Origin of the sequence: Kamptonema sp. PCC 6506, assembly GCF_000180455.1 — a bacterium.
GTDB classification, from domain to species: Bacteria; Cyanobacteriota; Cyanobacteriia; order Cyanobacteriales; family Microcoleaceae; genus Kamptonema; species Kamptonema formosum.
Genome location: NZ_CACA01000157.1, coordinates 1 through 15,582, shown reverse-complemented (window position 1 = coordinate 15,582; position 15,582 = coordinate 1). Strand labels below are relative to the sequence as shown.

Annotated in this window: 11 protein-coding genes; 5 read left to right on the top strand and 6 right to left on the bottom strand. The window is 45.4% G+C overall.

The window, feature by feature from the left end; genetic code table 11:
• The 5 genes from OSCI_RS09015 to OSCI_RS29820 all read right to left on the bottom strand — a co-directional run.
• Positions 1–1,000, bottom strand: a 1,000-nt coding sequence (locus OSCI_RS09015) for a relaxase/mobilization nuclease domain-containing protein (RefSeq protein WP_157135551.1), incomplete at its 3' end; no start/stop codon positions are given.
• Between the two features lie 50 nt (positions 1,001–1,050).
• Positions 1,051–1,452, bottom strand: a complete 402-nt coding sequence (locus OSCI_RS09010) for a plasmid mobilization protein (RefSeq protein ID WP_007354619.1) — start codon at positions 1,450–1,452, stop codon at positions 1,051–1,053.
• A gap of 1,353 nt (positions 1,453–2,805) precedes the next feature.
• Complete coding sequence (locus OSCI_RS31915) at positions 2,806–2,931, bottom strand: hypothetical protein (RefSeq protein WP_015211696.1); 126 nt, start codon at positions 2,929–2,931, stop codon at positions 2,806–2,808.
• 372 nt (positions 2,932–3,303) lie between these two features.
• On the bottom strand, positions 3,304–5,592 hold the full coding sequence (locus OSCI_RS09000) for an FdhF/YdeP family oxidoreductase (protein ID WP_007354616.1): 2,289 nt from the start codon (positions 5,590–5,592) through the stop codon (positions 3,304–3,306).
• 194 nt (positions 5,593–5,786) lie between these two features.
• A complete protein-coding gene (locus OSCI_RS29820) occupies positions 5,787–5,927 on the bottom strand; it encodes a hypothetical protein (RefSeq protein WP_155523440.1) in 141 nt (46 codons plus the stop codon).
• 362 nt (positions 5,928–6,289) lie between these two features.
• On the opposite strand from OSCI_RS29820, the gene OSCI_RS08995 reads away from it, so the two are divergent.
• From OSCI_RS08995 to OSCI_RS08985, 3 genes are all read left to right on the top strand, one after another.
• Positions 6,290–6,562 carry a hypothetical protein gene (locus OSCI_RS08995; RefSeq protein ID WP_007354613.1) on the top strand — a complete coding sequence of 91 codons (273 nt, stop codon included), beginning with the start codon at positions 6,290–6,292 and terminating at the stop codon, positions 6,560–6,562.
• Positions 6,541–6,741 carry a hypothetical protein gene (locus tag OSCI_RS08990; RefSeq protein WP_234708728.1) on the top strand — a complete coding sequence of 67 codons (201 nt, stop codon included), beginning with the start codon at positions 6,541–6,543 and terminating at the stop codon, positions 6,739–6,741. The genes OSCI_RS08995 and OSCI_RS08990 overlap by 22 nt, the downstream gene beginning before the upstream one ends.
• A gap of 439 nt (positions 6,742–7,180) precedes the next feature.
• Positions 7,181–8,431 carry a hypothetical protein gene (locus tag OSCI_RS08985; protein WP_019487987.1) on the top strand — a complete coding sequence of 417 codons (1,251 nt, stop codon included), beginning with the start codon at positions 7,181–7,183 and terminating at the stop codon, positions 8,429–8,431.
• 240 nt (positions 8,432–8,671) lie between these two features.
• On the opposite strand, the gene OSCI_RS29815 is transcribed toward OSCI_RS08985, so the two are convergent.
• Positions 8,672–8,842: a hypothetical protein gene (locus tag OSCI_RS29815; RefSeq protein WP_007354609.1), complete on the bottom strand. Its 171-nt coding sequence runs from the start codon at positions 8,840–8,842 to the stop codon at positions 8,672–8,674.
• 403 nt (positions 8,843–9,245) lie between these two features.
• Between OSCI_RS29815 and OSCI_RS29810 the strand changes: the two genes are divergently transcribed.
• Positions 9,246–9,494, top strand: coding sequence for a hypothetical protein (locus tag OSCI_RS29810; protein WP_019487985.1), 249 nt, complete (start codon positions 9,246–9,248; stop codon positions 9,492–9,494).
• Positions 9,495–9,978: 484 nt separating this feature from the next.
• On the top strand, positions 9,979–15,582 hold a 5,604-nt coding region (locus tag OSCI_RS27840; protein WP_193387016.1), incomplete at its 3' end, for an FG-GAP-like repeat-containing protein.

Genomic DNA, 15,582 nt, shown 5'->3' with positions numbered 1-15,582 from the left:
CTCTTGTCCACTGAATTTCATTACTTTCTGGCAAGATTGAGAGTTGTAATTCTAATTCATTTGCTATTGCAGGAGTTACAGGTGCGGTTGCTCTTACCTCAGATTGTAATGACTCTAATTCATTTGCTCTTACCTCAGATTGTAACGACTCTAACTCATTTGCTTGAGCTTCACCCCTAGCATTGGCTAAGTTTTGTCGCTGCATTAAAGCTTCAATTAGGGCGTTATCTCGCCCTTGGTCATAGCTAACGCCTCGATGCTTCTGCAATCCTGAAAAAGTGTAAGCTTTACCTAAGTGAGTACCGCTAAAAGCAACTCCATCTAATTTGTAAGAAATGCCTTTACTCAACCCAGTTCGAGTTAGTCTAACTTGCACCTCTACACTTTGTTGTTGCAACTGCTCAACTAATTCTGGCATAGTTGGCTTGTCTTGAGTAACTTCATCAATTAGGTCTTGCAATTGCACTCTGACACTCTTATTTCCCTTGCTTTGTAAGTACCTGTGTTCTCCAGTAGTCGGAGCTCGCTTATCTAATTCCCAACTGGGTGCAATAGTTTCTAAATTGTAGTCCTGTTCAAGCTGGCGGATTACTTCTTGGCTTTTGTAGTAATCCCAGCTATCATCAACGACACTTCCATCTAGGCAAATGCGACTGGCGACAATGTGAATGTGGTCATGGTCTGTATCGTTGTGCTTGACAACTGCATACTGGTTGTTGTCAAATTCCATTGCTTTCATGTAGTCGGCTGCGATTGCCAGCCAACGCTGCTCATTTTTTACAGAATCTTCTAGTTTCTGAGTGCTTGCGACTGATAAAGTGGCGTGAAATACTGCTACTTTCAGGTTAGGTCTTAGTGGTCTGGCAATTGCAAATTCAGCAGCAAGTTCTTCAGGTGTTTGTCCACACATAGTACCACCAATTAAATCGGCATCTTTTTTGCCGAGCACATAGTTCAGACAGCCACGAAAGCCTGTACCTTTGATTTGTTTGCCAATCATAGCCGTTTCACAGTAGATTTATTACATCAATTGCTGAGGCTTATTAAGAATTAGCGGACTGTAGATTTGGTGAGGTTGGCAACTATTGTTTTAATTGCAGTTTGGTTCTCTCGAATAAGTTGCTGTACATTTTCTAAGAGTCCTCTATTAACAATAACGGGTTCTCCCAATACCAGAGCACTATTGCAAGCTTTTTTCATCTGATTGAGGTTGTTTCCGGCAATTTTAAGTTGAGCATTAATTTGGCATAAAACTTGATAGGCTTTCAAATCAAATACAGATAGAGGGTGTGGCATAGTTCTCCTCAAAGCTGCACGACGCATGAAGTCGCTCATACTCAAGTTTACTTGGTGAGCTAGTGTTTGAATTTCGCTGTAATCGGAGTCAGTCAAGCGGATGTGGATATGGTTTGATAGCCGTTCTTTGGGTCTGACTTTCGGTAAATTTTTCATAGCTTTTAATCGGTAATCACTGTTTGTAAATATATAAGTTAACAACTGTAATTGAACACCGCTATTGTGGGTGATTTTATCCCCCCCAATTGGAGAGGGCTATTAGGATTTATTAAAGTAGAGATTGACTACGATAATTTCCTTTAATTGTATAAATTGTTCATGGAGGTGCGATCGCTTGCCCTCTGGCTCCGGCGATGGTAGTCACAAGCGAGCAAAAAGCTGGTGGTAGTGGTGGGTTCTATGCGCGAGGCTCAAGCCCGTCGATAGGCATCTAAATTTATCAGGACTTACGCAAAGGAACGTATTTTGTCATGGCAAGGCTTGTACAAGCTGAAGTCAAGCACAGCGCGTCAAACTTGATCGTGGTTGTTTGCGATCGCGGGAAGTCGATTCGTAGCAGCTCTGTTTGAAGTCAGTACACTCACCGCACTGTCCCAAGTTGAGATGATCTATGGGTAGGGCAACAACTGTCCTACCGCCCAATGTTGCGCGAGCCGATGGTGCGAGCATACATTATCTATGCCGGGGTCAGAATGATAATTTTTGTGCAATTGGAGCCGACTGTGCGATCGCTTTATGCGAAAAAACGGAGCATTATTGTGTTGAGACAATATTCAGTTAACTTGTAGTACAAACAGTTACAATTGTCATTAAAGCTTAAAAAAGTATTAAACCTGACCTTGCGGTTAGGCTTCCGCATTCATGAGGGTGCATTATTTTTATTTCTGCACTTTAAAGTACGATTTGTGATCACAAAAACATTGCTTGCTACCGTCCATCTCTGCTTTTTGTGCAAGCTTTCTACCTTGCATAAATTTGCATAAATTTGCATAAATTTGAGTTTTTATGAGTTTTTTGTTGCTAATTAAGCCAAAAACAGCGAACACTTCAATTTGCCGCTTGCACAAATTTATTCAAAAAAACTCAAATTTATGCAGAAAAACTCAAAAAAACTCACTTGAGAAAAGTGAATTTTGAGGGTTTTTCCCGTCCTGGTACGCTTAAGAATTATTTAAGATTTTTACAACAAACTCTGCAATTATGAATTGAAGCAATGGAAATTGCAATTGATTCAAAACAGGCTCAAGATTGATAATTTGCTCTCAATCTTGAGTAAGCCGAATTAATCGAATAGGTTGTTTTGAGCAAACCGAACTAATTGAATAGACTGTCTTGAGTAAGCCGAACTAATCGAATAGACTGTCTTGAGCAAGCCGAACTAATTGAATAGACTGTCTTGAGTAAGCCGAACTAATTGAATAGACTGTTAAGATTGCCTAAAAGATTGCCCCCCAGTTATTCGCTATGCAGCTATTCGTATCAATCTTCGGAACAAGGGCGGTAGCCGCTTTATAGCAAGAGTTGTAGTTCAGTTGGCTTGTGCGTGACCGTTGCTCTTGCAGCCATCCACCAAGCCTGTTGGTGTTCTATTACATTGGGTACGACTGTTTCCAGCATAGATATCTGCGGGTTCATACAGTGAGGAGCCTGTTTTTAAGTTCGCCTTCTGCCAAACGTTGCTCCCGCACTCGACCTACTCTCAGTGCGTCAATCAAGCTCCAGCTTGGCGTAGAGTTCTGGATCGTTCTTGGCAGCTTGAGGGACGCTCATGGTACATGGGTGCGATCGCTTGGCCTCTGACAATACCCTCTCTTTCAGACCAGACATAATTTCCGAATAGCGAATAAACCAGATGTGGTGACTTTAATTTCCCGCAAGGCTGAGTTGAAGGTAATTGCCATGTAGCGAGTACAGCAATTGCTTGCGCGCACTTCAGAAACTTAGCTGCAACGCTTGCTACCGTCCATCCCTCGTTTTTATACAAGTGAAGAATAGACGACTTTAATTTCACAATTGGGCTGTTTTGGGCGATCGCTCCTTGTGATAAACCAGCACAGGTACCCGTTTGTAAGCAGGCGTACCAGAGCGTGTTTCTGTTTTTGCCTTAAAAATGACATTCACTTCGGGATAGAACATCAACGCTGCACCTGACCGCACAGCACCGTAAATCACTTCGATATTGTCGAGTTTGTCAGCATCACCCTGTACAGTAACGCGATCGTGTTCTGCTAACCCAATTTTCTCGGCATCCAGACGATTCATTAAAATGCAGTGACGGTGCGGCATCCCTCGATACTTGTCACCAATTTTGTAAACCACCGTATTGTGTTGAGAATAGCTGCGTCCGGTCATCAATGCTAGAACCAGACTATTGGCAGGTTCTTCCATACCAAACTCGCTAACATCTGGTAAAGTCAGTGTTGGCAACGGAGTCGTAAACATTTTCGCCTTGCCCGATGGCGTTTTGAAGTGGGGTTCGGTGACAATGCGTCCAGAGATAGTAAACTCTTCTTTCGTATCATCGATCGCCCCAATCTTTTCGTAACCAGGAATAGTTCTGGCAATCAACTGCCGCACGTAGCGAGTATCCTGTAGTTTGCGCCACTCGACGGGATACTCACCTAGCAACCGATGAGCCAATTCTGTCAGAAATTCAACTTCTGAAATCAAATCGGCATCTTTCAAGTGGGTTGTGCCTTCATCATTGAGCCGCACAAAGTTATTACCCGATTCCACCGTCGTTTTGTGTGGGTTTTCAAATCGATTGAGGACGGGAATGACGATCGTATTGGTTTTTGCCAGTCCATTAAAGTGTCCAATGTTGGGTTTGGTCGCGAGATAGATAATGGTGTCAATATTGCCCAACGCTCGTTTCGCCTGTGCTGAATCGGGATTGGCACTATAGAGATTGCCACCCACACAGAGCAAACTATCGACTTTCCCGGCAACTGCCGCTTCGATCAGGTCACGGGTGTGGTAGCCTTTCGGTAAATTGAGCGATCGCCCCAACAACTGCTCTAATGCTAGCTTGATCTCTTCTTTGAGCTTCACCGTCACACCCATCGAGCCAAAGCCCTGCACGTTGGAATGTCCCCGCACTGGCATCACTCCGGCTCCCATTTTGGCGATCTGTCCACTGATTAGGGCGGTATTGGCAATGCTGTAAACGTTATCAACCCCATTGGTGTGTTGCGTAATGCCCATCGCCCATCCAAAGACAACCCTTTTAGATGTGCCAATTATCTGGGCAGCGGTTTCAATTTCCGATTGGGAAACGCCGCAAGTTGCAGTCAGGGTGTCCCAGTCGAGCGATCGCGCTTGTTCCAATACAGCTTGCCAGCCTTCAGTGTGCGCTTGCAGGAAAGCCCGATCTACATACCCCTGTTCCATCAGTGCTTTCTGAATGCCGACAAATAATGCAACATCACTACCAGGAATCGGCTGAAGATAGAGCGAAGCAATGTCTGAACCGGGAATCAGAGATTTAATGGGGAAGGCGGGAGAGCCAAATTTGACCAAGCCAATTTCCATCACGGGATTAATTACAATCACCCTGCCGCCGCGATCGCGCAGTTTAATCAACTCATTCATTAAACGAGGATGATTATAGGAGGAATTGGCTCCCGCTAATACAACACAATCTGCCTGCTTCAGGCTCTCCAGACTAACAATCGAGGTATTAGTACCAAACATCTCCTTCAGTGCGGTGGTGGAAGGTGCATGGCATAGATCCGAACAATCCGCCAAGTTATTTGATCCCAATGTTCGCAACATCAATTGGAGCAGAAACGCAGCTTCGTTGGAGCCACGCCCAGAACTGTAAGAGGCGACTCGTTCTGGTGGTTTTTGGAACGCAGCCGTAGCAATTGCATAGATTTCCTCCCAGGAAATCCGCTCGTAGCGATCGCTACCTGCTCGATGAATCACTGGAAAACTCCACCGTCCCAGGCGATCCGCTTCCATAGAAGTTAACCGTTGTAATTGGGCGATCGAGTGAGTATCGAAGAATTCTTCTCGAATGGCCGGTTTAATCTCGGCTGAAATTGCCTCAACGCTTTTCATGCAGCGTTGCAGTTTTTCGCCTTCTTCGTTCGTAAACCCTCCCTTTTGTCCGCCAGTGCCCCAGGAACATGACAGGCAAGCACTGTGGTGGAATAAAGTTTTCCACAGCGGGGGCCCTTCTGGTGATAACGTATGCTCTGCCCAGTATTCAATGACGGGCAACCCTCCCCCTATTTCTGGTGTATTCTGATTCGTTTCAGAAAAAAGTGGTTTGGGTTGAGGGTCGGTATTCATGTTACGAAGGCAATGTACTTTACCTGTGCAACGTAGCGTAGTTTACGGTGTGGGAGAATTGCTCATTGGGTAGATTTTAGCGATCGCGACCTCAAATCTCATTCAGAAGCGTATCCACAGACATTAGTTTGATAGCCTGAACACACCAGCCTTGCTGTTTTAAAGCCAATTTGTGATCACAAAAACATTGCTTGCTACCGCTCATCCCTGCTCTTTTCCTTACTTTCCAAGCAGGCATAAATTTGCATAAATTTGCATAAATTTGAGTGTTTTGCTGCAAATACTGCCTCGACTTCAGCTAATAATTCAAGCTGAGCTTGCATAGTTTTACTCATGAAAACTCACAAGAACTCAAATTTATGCAAATTTATGCAAAAAAAATCATGAAAACTCAGTCCTAAAAAGTTAATTTTGAGGTTTTTTTCTGTTCCGGTACACTTAAGACTTATTTAATAATTCATTGGATATCAATCTATCGGACAAAGGCGGTAGCCGTTTTCTCTTCTTGAGTTGCAGTACAGGGAGGCTCCCGTTTGATTGAATGCAGTGCTACCGCACTTTTGTACAATACAAGTGAAGTGGAAGAGTATTTTTTTCGGGCTGCCAGAATGCTCATGCAGAGCGATCGATTATGTGGTGAATTTACAAAATATTCCCCAACCTTTTGAAGGGGCCATTCCAATCACTCCTGAAATCTTTGAAACCTAGAGCTGGCAAGGCTTTTCAGCCTATATTGCCGGATTTGCAAGGATCTCGCCTCAAGGCCGAGTGGTTTGCGGTGAAAGGTATCTATGCAAGCGCATTCACGGCACTTAAGGGCGTTTACACCGCTCAAGATGATGCTGGTTTAAGCGATCGCCTTACTGCTCAAAAACAGTTACTAGAAACATTAGAAGAGGCACGAATGATGATGCTGAGAGTGAAAAAATTGCTTACATTGAAACGGTTGTGTCTTATTTGCTTGGGATGACAATGGATGAGGAAGCAATCGAAGAACTCATTGAGGAGGAGCTAAATCAGGTAGACGTTGCTCAATGGACACCTAACTTGATTTGGGCTGCTGTCGATTCTGATTGCCAGATTCATCGGTTGTCCAAAGCGAAAAAGCAGGCTGTACTAGAATCGACAGAACTTTATCAGGATCAGTAGTTTTAGCGGTCATACAATCAATTTGTCAGCGGTCATTAAGACCGCTTTTTTGTTAGCTGATAGTAAAAATAGATTGAGCGCTCATAAAATGTTTTTGAGAGTATTGTTTGCGAATAAGTATCAAATCTTTATAGTTTGTTAAATATTCTTAATATTAATTCATATGAAAAAAGGGGGAGTACCCCTTGACACGCATCTATCTAAAGAAATAGAGTATATCTGTCGAAAGATAGAGAAAAGTTGGTGAATTCATTGATGTCAGCTTTGACGAATTCAAATCTCTGCCCAACCTCTATACCCAACCCAAAAACAGAACAATCGCTCTCTTGTCTTTGCAACAAGTTATTTTGACGCTGATCTGGAAGAATGCAAACCACAAGTAGCCAAAGTTAGTCAACTGCATTAATTTGCAACTAATTAATAAAGGTTAGGTGTTTTAATGTTTACAATCAAAGGCATAAAGTTTTTTGTAATATTTTTTGCAGTCATCACATTTGTAATGTGTACACAATTGCTGGGTTTGACACAAATACAGCCCGGATCGTTTCCAGATGTAGGATACAATCCTCCTCCTAACTGGGATAGTCCTAAGTTTGTCTTAAGCCAGGCTTACCCTAAAAAACAGCCTACAGGGGAAGAGTATCCTTGGAAGAGTATTGATTTCCGAACTTCACCTCGTGAATACATGATGGCTATTCTAAATTATTCATACGAGGGTAATTTGGAAAATGATTTTGTAGTTCAAAATAACCCTACTCGCAAATGGTTTCATGCTCCTTGGCTTCACTGGGAAGAGGATAAAGAGGGTAAGCGTGCGCGTGAGTTTGTTCATGGTTTGACACTTGAACGTAGTTCACGTCCCTTTGAGTTATCTGCAACCCAAACACAAAAATATAGAAATTATGCCGTTGGTTTTTACAACGAAGCTGGAGGATTTACTCTAGGACAAGTATGGGCAAATCCTAACCAACCCAATCCCGACAAAGCAAATTTTCCAGAAGGCACTGTTTCTTACAAACTTCTATTTACCACAGCACCTATTTCGGAAGTTCCTTATCTTGATGGCGCACCTGAGTGGGTTGCAGATATCGATCGCAGCAAAGATGTTGATACGATCCGAGCCACCAAAGTTAGATTGTTGCAAATTGATATTGCAGTACGTGATAAAAGGTCGCTATCTGGAGGCTGGATATTCGGAACTTTTCAATATGATTCGAGCATACAAGCTGATTCACCTTGGAAACGGGTTCGTCCACTTACTTTGATGTGGGGTAACGATCCAAACTTAACTCAATCAATGTATGAGGCGGGGCAGACTCCTAAAGAGTCATGGGTTGACTCAGAAGCCCCAGTAGTAAAATACCGATCTAATCCACCTGTAGGAATTAATGCTCCTAAAACTTTAGGATGGGCTGGGCGAGGTAATGGGCCTGTAGATAATCCTCTTTCTTCCTGCCTTAGCTGTCATTCAACAGCACAATGGCCAAAGAGATCTGACATGACTCCACCGGAAAAGCTTACTCAATTGGCAAAACTTTTTTGGTTCCGAAATCTTGGGGTGAATGAACCATTTGACTCAGGAACAAAATCTCTTGACTTTTCATTACAACTGGCAGTTGGAATTCAAAATCTACATAAGTCTCAAGAGACTCAAGAACACAGATTTTCAAGAGAGGATGAAAATAATTAGTTGCTTAAAAACAAGTTCTTACAACCCATATGTTGTAAAGATATGTAATGCTGATGCCTAAGTAGCGCGATTTTGTACCTTGCACACACAAGCTGGGAAATACGCAAGGGAAAACCTGTGACTTCCGGTATAAAGTGGCCGAGGTGGTCACTTTATGCTGGAAAAGATCAGAGGTCAAGATATACTTGACAAACCATATTCGAGTACAGAACTGCCACAAAGCAATCGCTATGGCAGCTATTAAGAACCAACCGGATCGCGTTGCGGTTGGCGTTGACCGACGCGACGAGACTTTTTCTTGGGCGCAGATTCGAGCGCCGGAGCCTCTGTGGTGTCAAAAGTTTCAGTCGGGATAACTGACGAGATAGCCGTAATTGAATCAGTTGGGTTAGATTCAGGTACTAATCCCACTGATGTTACGACTACTACAAAGGTCAGGTTCTTCTAAGAAGTAATGCCTGCCAGCAATAACCGTAAGTTGCATCCTTCACGCAGGAGAGCAACTTTTTGTGAGAAGAAACAACACCACAATTGTTACTGAGGGCTACAAAAAGCTTTATATTTTAACCTTTATATTTCCTATTATTCCCTTTTATTTCCTAATATCTCCTACTTGTCCCTCAAAAATCCTAAATTTTCCTCCAATTTTCACAAATTTTAATTAAGTTAAATAAACTTTCGCGGCTTTAACATTGATTTTTTGTACTCGGACACCTCTTAAATCCTCGTAGTTAGAGTGCTAGTCGCATAGCAAGCCATGTCAAATAGACGTTATAGGGGGTAAAAATGAGCACTATGAGCAAATTAGGGGTTTTTGCTAGACTACGATGAGAACTGTTGGAAGTTGGAGTTAGCGATCGCACACGACAACAGCCAAGGGCTAATTGGGATTATTATAAAAGCTGGGTATCGCGCAGGACTTGCACTCACGCTCACTCTGGAAGCCAAGGCAAGAAAGTTTGATGGGGCAGTTTGGACTTTGATAGAACTGTGCTCCTGCCAGTCGCTCTTGAAGCCAGGAGCAAGCCAGTTGGTACTCATGACGACACTGGGTACTCCTTGACCACATTGTACTGCAAACCAGTTCGTGCAGTGGGGTCGGAACCTCTAAAATCAAACCTCGTGTCGTGACATTGCAGTGCAAGCGAATTGGTGCAGGTAGTTCTTTAAGGCATCGGCTAAAACAAAACCATACATGGCATCCTCGTTTTTAGAGGCGAGAGGCGATCGCCTGGACTTCAGGCAAGATCCGTCCTTCGCAGCGAGCGCACCAGATTCCAAGTGAGTCAATAGAATATCGTTGGGCCTCATAAGCTGAGGAATTTAGGATTTTTATAAAAAGTTAACTTAACTTAAAGATATCTTCAATTTAATTAATAAAAATATGGTAGAGGTCTGTATATACTCTGAAGGTGAAAAAATGATGATGCTACTTACTCATCAATTTAGGAATAAACCAACGAAGTAACTTTCAAAAAGTTTTCCTTGGCTGCCTTAACCAATGAGCTGCGTTGCAACATCAATCAGAAATTGAGTCAGGGTGCTACATGGAAAGTCTTGAAGAATTACTCAAATTATCCACAGAATTGTTGGAGAAAATTCCTAGTTTTGGAGGAGCGGAAGCGGGAATTTTCACGCATAATTTATTTAGTAATTTGACGGCTCTACCTCAAACTGGCAGCGGTTCCACACGAGATGCAGCAAGTTTTCCAGTATTCTTAGATACCATTGTAGATACCCCATCAGTAGCCCCAACAGTCAGCGACCAGAAAAACAGCAGCTTGACCCTACCCATACCTGTAACGGTGGACTTGCGAGCTGGCAGCGACACGGGAATCAGCAGCACCGACAACATCACCAGCGATAACACTCCTACCTTCGCGGTGGACACCCTAACAGGTTTGCGAATACGACTGTACAGCGATGGACAGCTAGTCGGACAAACCAGCCTCACTAAGCCCAAGCAAGTTACTGCAACTCCCATCACCGATGGCCCTCACACCTTCACTGCTACCGCGATGTTCTTGGGGATACCGCTCGCGACTTCAGCGCCCCTGCAAGTTACAATCGATACAGTGCTGCCCCAACTCAATATCTCCACACCCCTCTCAGATGCACCACTGACACCAACAACTCGTTTGAGTGGCACTGCCTCTGGCACGGGAACCACACTCACTTCCTTAACTTACCGCTTCGACAATGCCACCGAAATTCCTGTCACCGTAAGCAGTAGCAGCTTCGACACAGCGCTGAATTTCACTGACATCAGTGACGGAACCCACACGCTAAGAGTCACGGCAAAAGACGCAGCCGGTAACGTTACCACCACCACCTTTAACGTCACAGTAGAATTGGACACCACACCACCATTGATTGTGGCAGAACTTGCCAACGATACAGGCAGCGATCTCACCGACAACATCACAAACGACCCCACAATAGCCGGAACCATCAGCGACACCAGTCCTATAGCCAGCTTCCGCGCCGGCTTTGACGACACCCCGTCGTCAGAGTTCGCCGAACTCTCCGCCAGCCTCGACAGCAGCGGTGGCTTCTCATTTGACCGGACTCAATTAGAAGAAATTAACGCCAATCCCTTGAGTGACGGCGACCATGTACTGCACCTTACAGCCACCGACACCAAAGACAACAGTGCTGACATCTTCAACGTCCCCTTTACCCTCGACACCACCGTACCCTCCCTTTCCATCAATACACCTATTGCTGGAGGAATGCACAGCAGTACAGCACGGCTGACTGGCAGCACAATGGATGCGGGGGTGGGGATCGATCTTGCCCAATACAAACTCGATGCTGGAACACCCAAACTGCTGGAAACCAACCCAGAGTTCGATACTGCCTTGTCAGACTCTGGGCTAAGTTTGGGAAATCGCTCAGTTGTCATCACCAGCATTGACAGTGCCGGAAACCAAACAGAACAGTCAATCAATTTCCAAGTCACAGATAACTTCTTTGTGGGTGGAGTCGGCACCACAGGCTGGGGAGCGACTTCAGCAGATACCGTGCTCCTGGGCGAACGAGATAGTTCCTTAGTACAAGCAACTATGCCCGTAACACTGGGTCAAGCATCCGGGTCGCGGACGCTTAAATTTGACCTGACAGCCAAGTTTGACACCACCGACACCCAGCCAGCAATCGAAGATTTATTCCAGGTTTACCTAGTCTCAGCGACCAATCCCAACCAAACACTTCTGGATGGTGGTAAACCTGGAACAGCACTGTTTTCTGCTTCTGGCGATGTCGCCGAGTTCATCCCTGGAAGAGTGCGCTACAGCGGGAAAACCGTAGAAATTGACCTGAGCGACATCGAATCAGAAACCAGCGGAATGCTCGTTTTCAAGCTAATCAATAGCGATAGCGACACCGGCACCCAAATTGAAGTTAAAAACTTAACTAACTCTGTCGATCCTGAAGGCTCTGCCTTACCGAGCTTCCCGGTACAACTATCAAGCGTTCCCATCGGGCCCGCGATCGACACCAGCAGTCTCAACCCTTCTTCCGAACTGGAAGCCAACTTCAGTGCTGTGCGCTTCGACTCTGCCACCGGCGAGTACAAAGCCCTGCTACAAGTCCGCAACAGTGGATCGCCCGTTGGTCGAAACGTCGCTGTGTCCTTCCCCAATTTACCGGCCGATGTCCAACTGCAAAATCCTTCTGGCACCAATCCCGCCGGTTCTCCCTATATTAACCTCCGCAACGCCATTCCAGCGGGAGGTTTGCAGAGTCAAGCAAGTTCAGCCCCAGTAGAGATCGCGTTCAGTAATCCTAACTTCGTGAGGTTCCCTCTCACTACCACCGTCTTATCCAGTGCCGCCAACTCAGCTCCCAATTTCGACCCTGTAGCACCATTGAACGTCAAAATCGGAGAGCGCTTATCCATCCCATTATCGGCCACCGACAGCGACGGCGATCGCATTACCTATTCACTTTCCTCCGATAGCCCTTTACCAACTAGCAAGCTCGAAGGCAATGGCACCCTGATCTTCACCCCAGCCCCTGGGGAAGAAGGCACTTACACCTTCACCCTCACCGCCAGCGATGGAGCCGCCATTGCCACCCAAACTGCCACCTTGACAGTAGTTGCTGAACCCAGAACTATCCCCCGCATCTTCGGTGTCATCCAAAATACCGACCAACAACCTCTCGCCAACGTATTAGTCCTACTCGGTGAATCAGTGGCCATCACAGAGGCAGATGGTTCCTTCAAAATCCCTCTGATTGAAGCCCCTGGAACAGAACTTCCCAATACTCTCAAGATTTACGGCGACGGCATTACAGGCGAAGACAGCTACCCCTACATTGCCGAAAAACTGCCCCTGTTATTGGAACATGAAGTCTACGCTGGTTTTGACAACGTCATCTCCCGACCAATTTACCTACCCCCCATCGACTTCACCAATGCCCAAATCATTGACCCAGCCGCCGACACCACCGTCACCACCGCAGCTATTCCCAAAGCATCCGTATTTGTCAAAGCCGGTTCCCTCAAAGACACAGAAGGCAACCTTTACACCGAAAACCTCAGCATCACCGAAGTCCCCACAGAATTAACCCCCGCCGCCCTACCCCCCAACCTGCACACCGATTTAGTAGTCACCATTCAGCCAGGGGATATGGTGTTTACCACCCCCGCCCCCCTCTCCTTACCCAACCGCGCCGGCTACGCACCAGACACCACGATGGATTTGTGGTCGATTAACCCTACTACAGGCTTCTTCGATAATGTAGGTACTGGTAAAGTCACCGCTGACGGCACCACCATCGAAACCATTTCCGGTGGCATCCGCAACAGCAGTTGGCACTTCTTCGCCCCACCAGCACCAAGCCTGCGGGACCCCAGCCAAAACCCCCGCAACCCCAAAGATAACTGCAACGAATGCAAAGCTAACAGCAACTTTACCTCAACCGTAGAACTCCACTCCGGTGCCGTCATCGAAACCCACAACCTCGTCTCCTACCAATCAATGGGAGAAAACCGCAGCCTCACCTTAACCTACGACTCACTAAGAGCAGACCCCCGCCCCATCCTCAACTTCAGCTACGACAACATCACCTACAATCCCCAGCGACGACTCGTAGCAGAATTGAGCCTCAATCGTGGTAATTTGCAATACCAAATCCCTGGATTCAAAGGCGGAGAATACGGCTTAAATGGCGGCGAACACATTTGGTCAATTCCTGAAGCTGGGGGTACAATCGATGCCGCATTGCAAGCAGACATGAGTTCCCTACCATCAGGACAATACGATTACACCCTCACCACCGGCATTCGTCAATTCACAGGCACAATCTTTGCAGGTTCATCCAGCGACAACACCGGAAAACTGCTTAACGTCAACACAATTAATAGTCCCTTTGGCAGCGGTTGGGGAATAGCTGGATGGCAAGAATTAGTAGAAAATCCCGACAAATCAGTTCTCTTAATAGACGGCGACGGCGGGGAATTAGTATTCGACGCACCCACAACCCCAGGCGGAACTTACCTATCACCACCCGGAGACTTTTCCACCTTAGAAAAGCAGAGCGACGGCACATTTCGCCGCACCTTAAAAGACCAAACAACTTACAACTTCAACGCCACCAATCAGTTAGCCTCAATCAAAGAACCCAATGGAAACGAAACTAAATACAGTTACAATACAGACGGAAAAATTGAACGCATAGTTGACCCAAGCGGACTACTAACAACCTTCACCTATACTAACGGCAAAGTCAGCGAAATAGTTGACCCAGCCGGGCGCTCTACTCAACTAGAATACGACACAGCAGGCAATCTCCAAAAGATAATTGACCCCGATACTAAAGCGCGGACATTTAGCTATGACGCGCAACGACACATGATCGGAGAAATTGACAAACGCGGATTTTCCGAACAAACATCCTACGATTTTGCAGGTAGAGCAAAAACTGCTATCAAGAAAGACGGTTCAACAATTCAAGTAGCACCAGTACAAGTACAAGGTTTGTATCCTTCCGAACAGACAACCAACCCATTAAATCCACCAGTTGCTAAAGTTTTAGGAGCTGTGGAAACGACTACAGCAGATAGTAACGGCAACGTAGAAACAGAAATTCTCGACCAAACCGGACAAGTAGTTTCAGCCAAAGATGGCGGCGGATTGAAACCCGCTTTTGAAAGGAATCAAAACTTATTAGTTACCAAAAGAACCGACGCGCGAGGCAATGTTACTGACTATGAGTACGATGGGAAAGGCAATGTGAAAAGTATTTCCGATTCCCTTTCTGGTACAGAGGAAACACCTCCAAATAACAACGGTCAGTTGTTTTCTGCTAAGACTTACTATCCAGTTGGCTCATCTCCTACTCTAGGAACAATCAAAGATATCAATGATGATGGAAATCTCGATATTGTTACTGCCAATCGTTTTACTAATAATGTATCAGTGATACCGGGAAATGGCGACGGTACTTTTGCTCCCAAAAAAGATTACGCTGTGGCAAACGGGCCAAGATCTGTAGGGTTAGGGGATGTAAATGGCGACGGCAAAAACGATATTGTTACTGCCAGTATTTCGGGGGGGACGAATCCCCCTAGCGGTAGAGTATCAGTATTATTGGGCGATGGCAATGGTAATTTTGCTGCTCAAACTAATTATGCAGTAGGTTCTGGGGCAGTATCCGTAGCTATAGGAGATATCAATAAGGATGGCAGGAACGATATCGTTACGGCCAATAGTTCTAGCAATAATATATCAGTGCTTTTGGGTAACAGCAGCGGTTCTTTTTCCCGAACCGATATACCGCTAAATTCTGCGCCAGAAGCTGTAATTTTGAATGATTTAGATAAGGATGGTAACTTAGACATTATTAGTGCAACTCCTTATGGGCCTAATTCAACTGGTAGGGTGTCAGTATTATTGGGTAATGGTAATGGCACTTTTGCTTCTCAAAGTAATTATACGGTTGCTTCTCAGGCGAGGAGCGTAGCTGTAGGAGATATAAATAAAGATGGCAAAAACGATATCGTTACGGCTGGTTCAGGCAGCGGAAATGTAGCGGTTGCCTCTGTATTATTGGGTAGCAATGGTTCTTTCACTCCGGCAACAAATTACTCACTTAACTCTTATCTTTCTTCTACATCTGTAGCTATAGGGGACTTGGATTTAGAT

Coding starts and splice junctions, on each gene's coding strand:
- OSCI_RS09010 (WP_007354619.1), bottom strand. CDS start 1,452: ATGAAAAATTTACCGAAAGTCAGACCCAAAGAACGGCTATCAAACCAT.
- OSCI_RS31915 (WP_015211696.1), bottom strand. CDS start 2,931: ATGAACCCGCAGATATCTATGCTGGAAACAGTCGTACCCAATGTAATA.
- OSCI_RS09000 (WP_007354616.1), bottom strand. CDS start 5,592: ATGAATACCGACCCTCAACCCAAACCACTTTTTTCTGAAACGAATCAG.
- OSCI_RS29820 (WP_155523440.1), bottom strand. CDS start 5,927: ATGAGTAAAACTATGCAAGCTCAGCTTGAATTATTAGCTGAAGTCGAG.
- OSCI_RS08985 (WP_019487987.1), top strand. CDS start 7,181: ATGTTTACAATCAAAGGCATAAAGTTTTTTGTAATATTTTTTGCAGTC.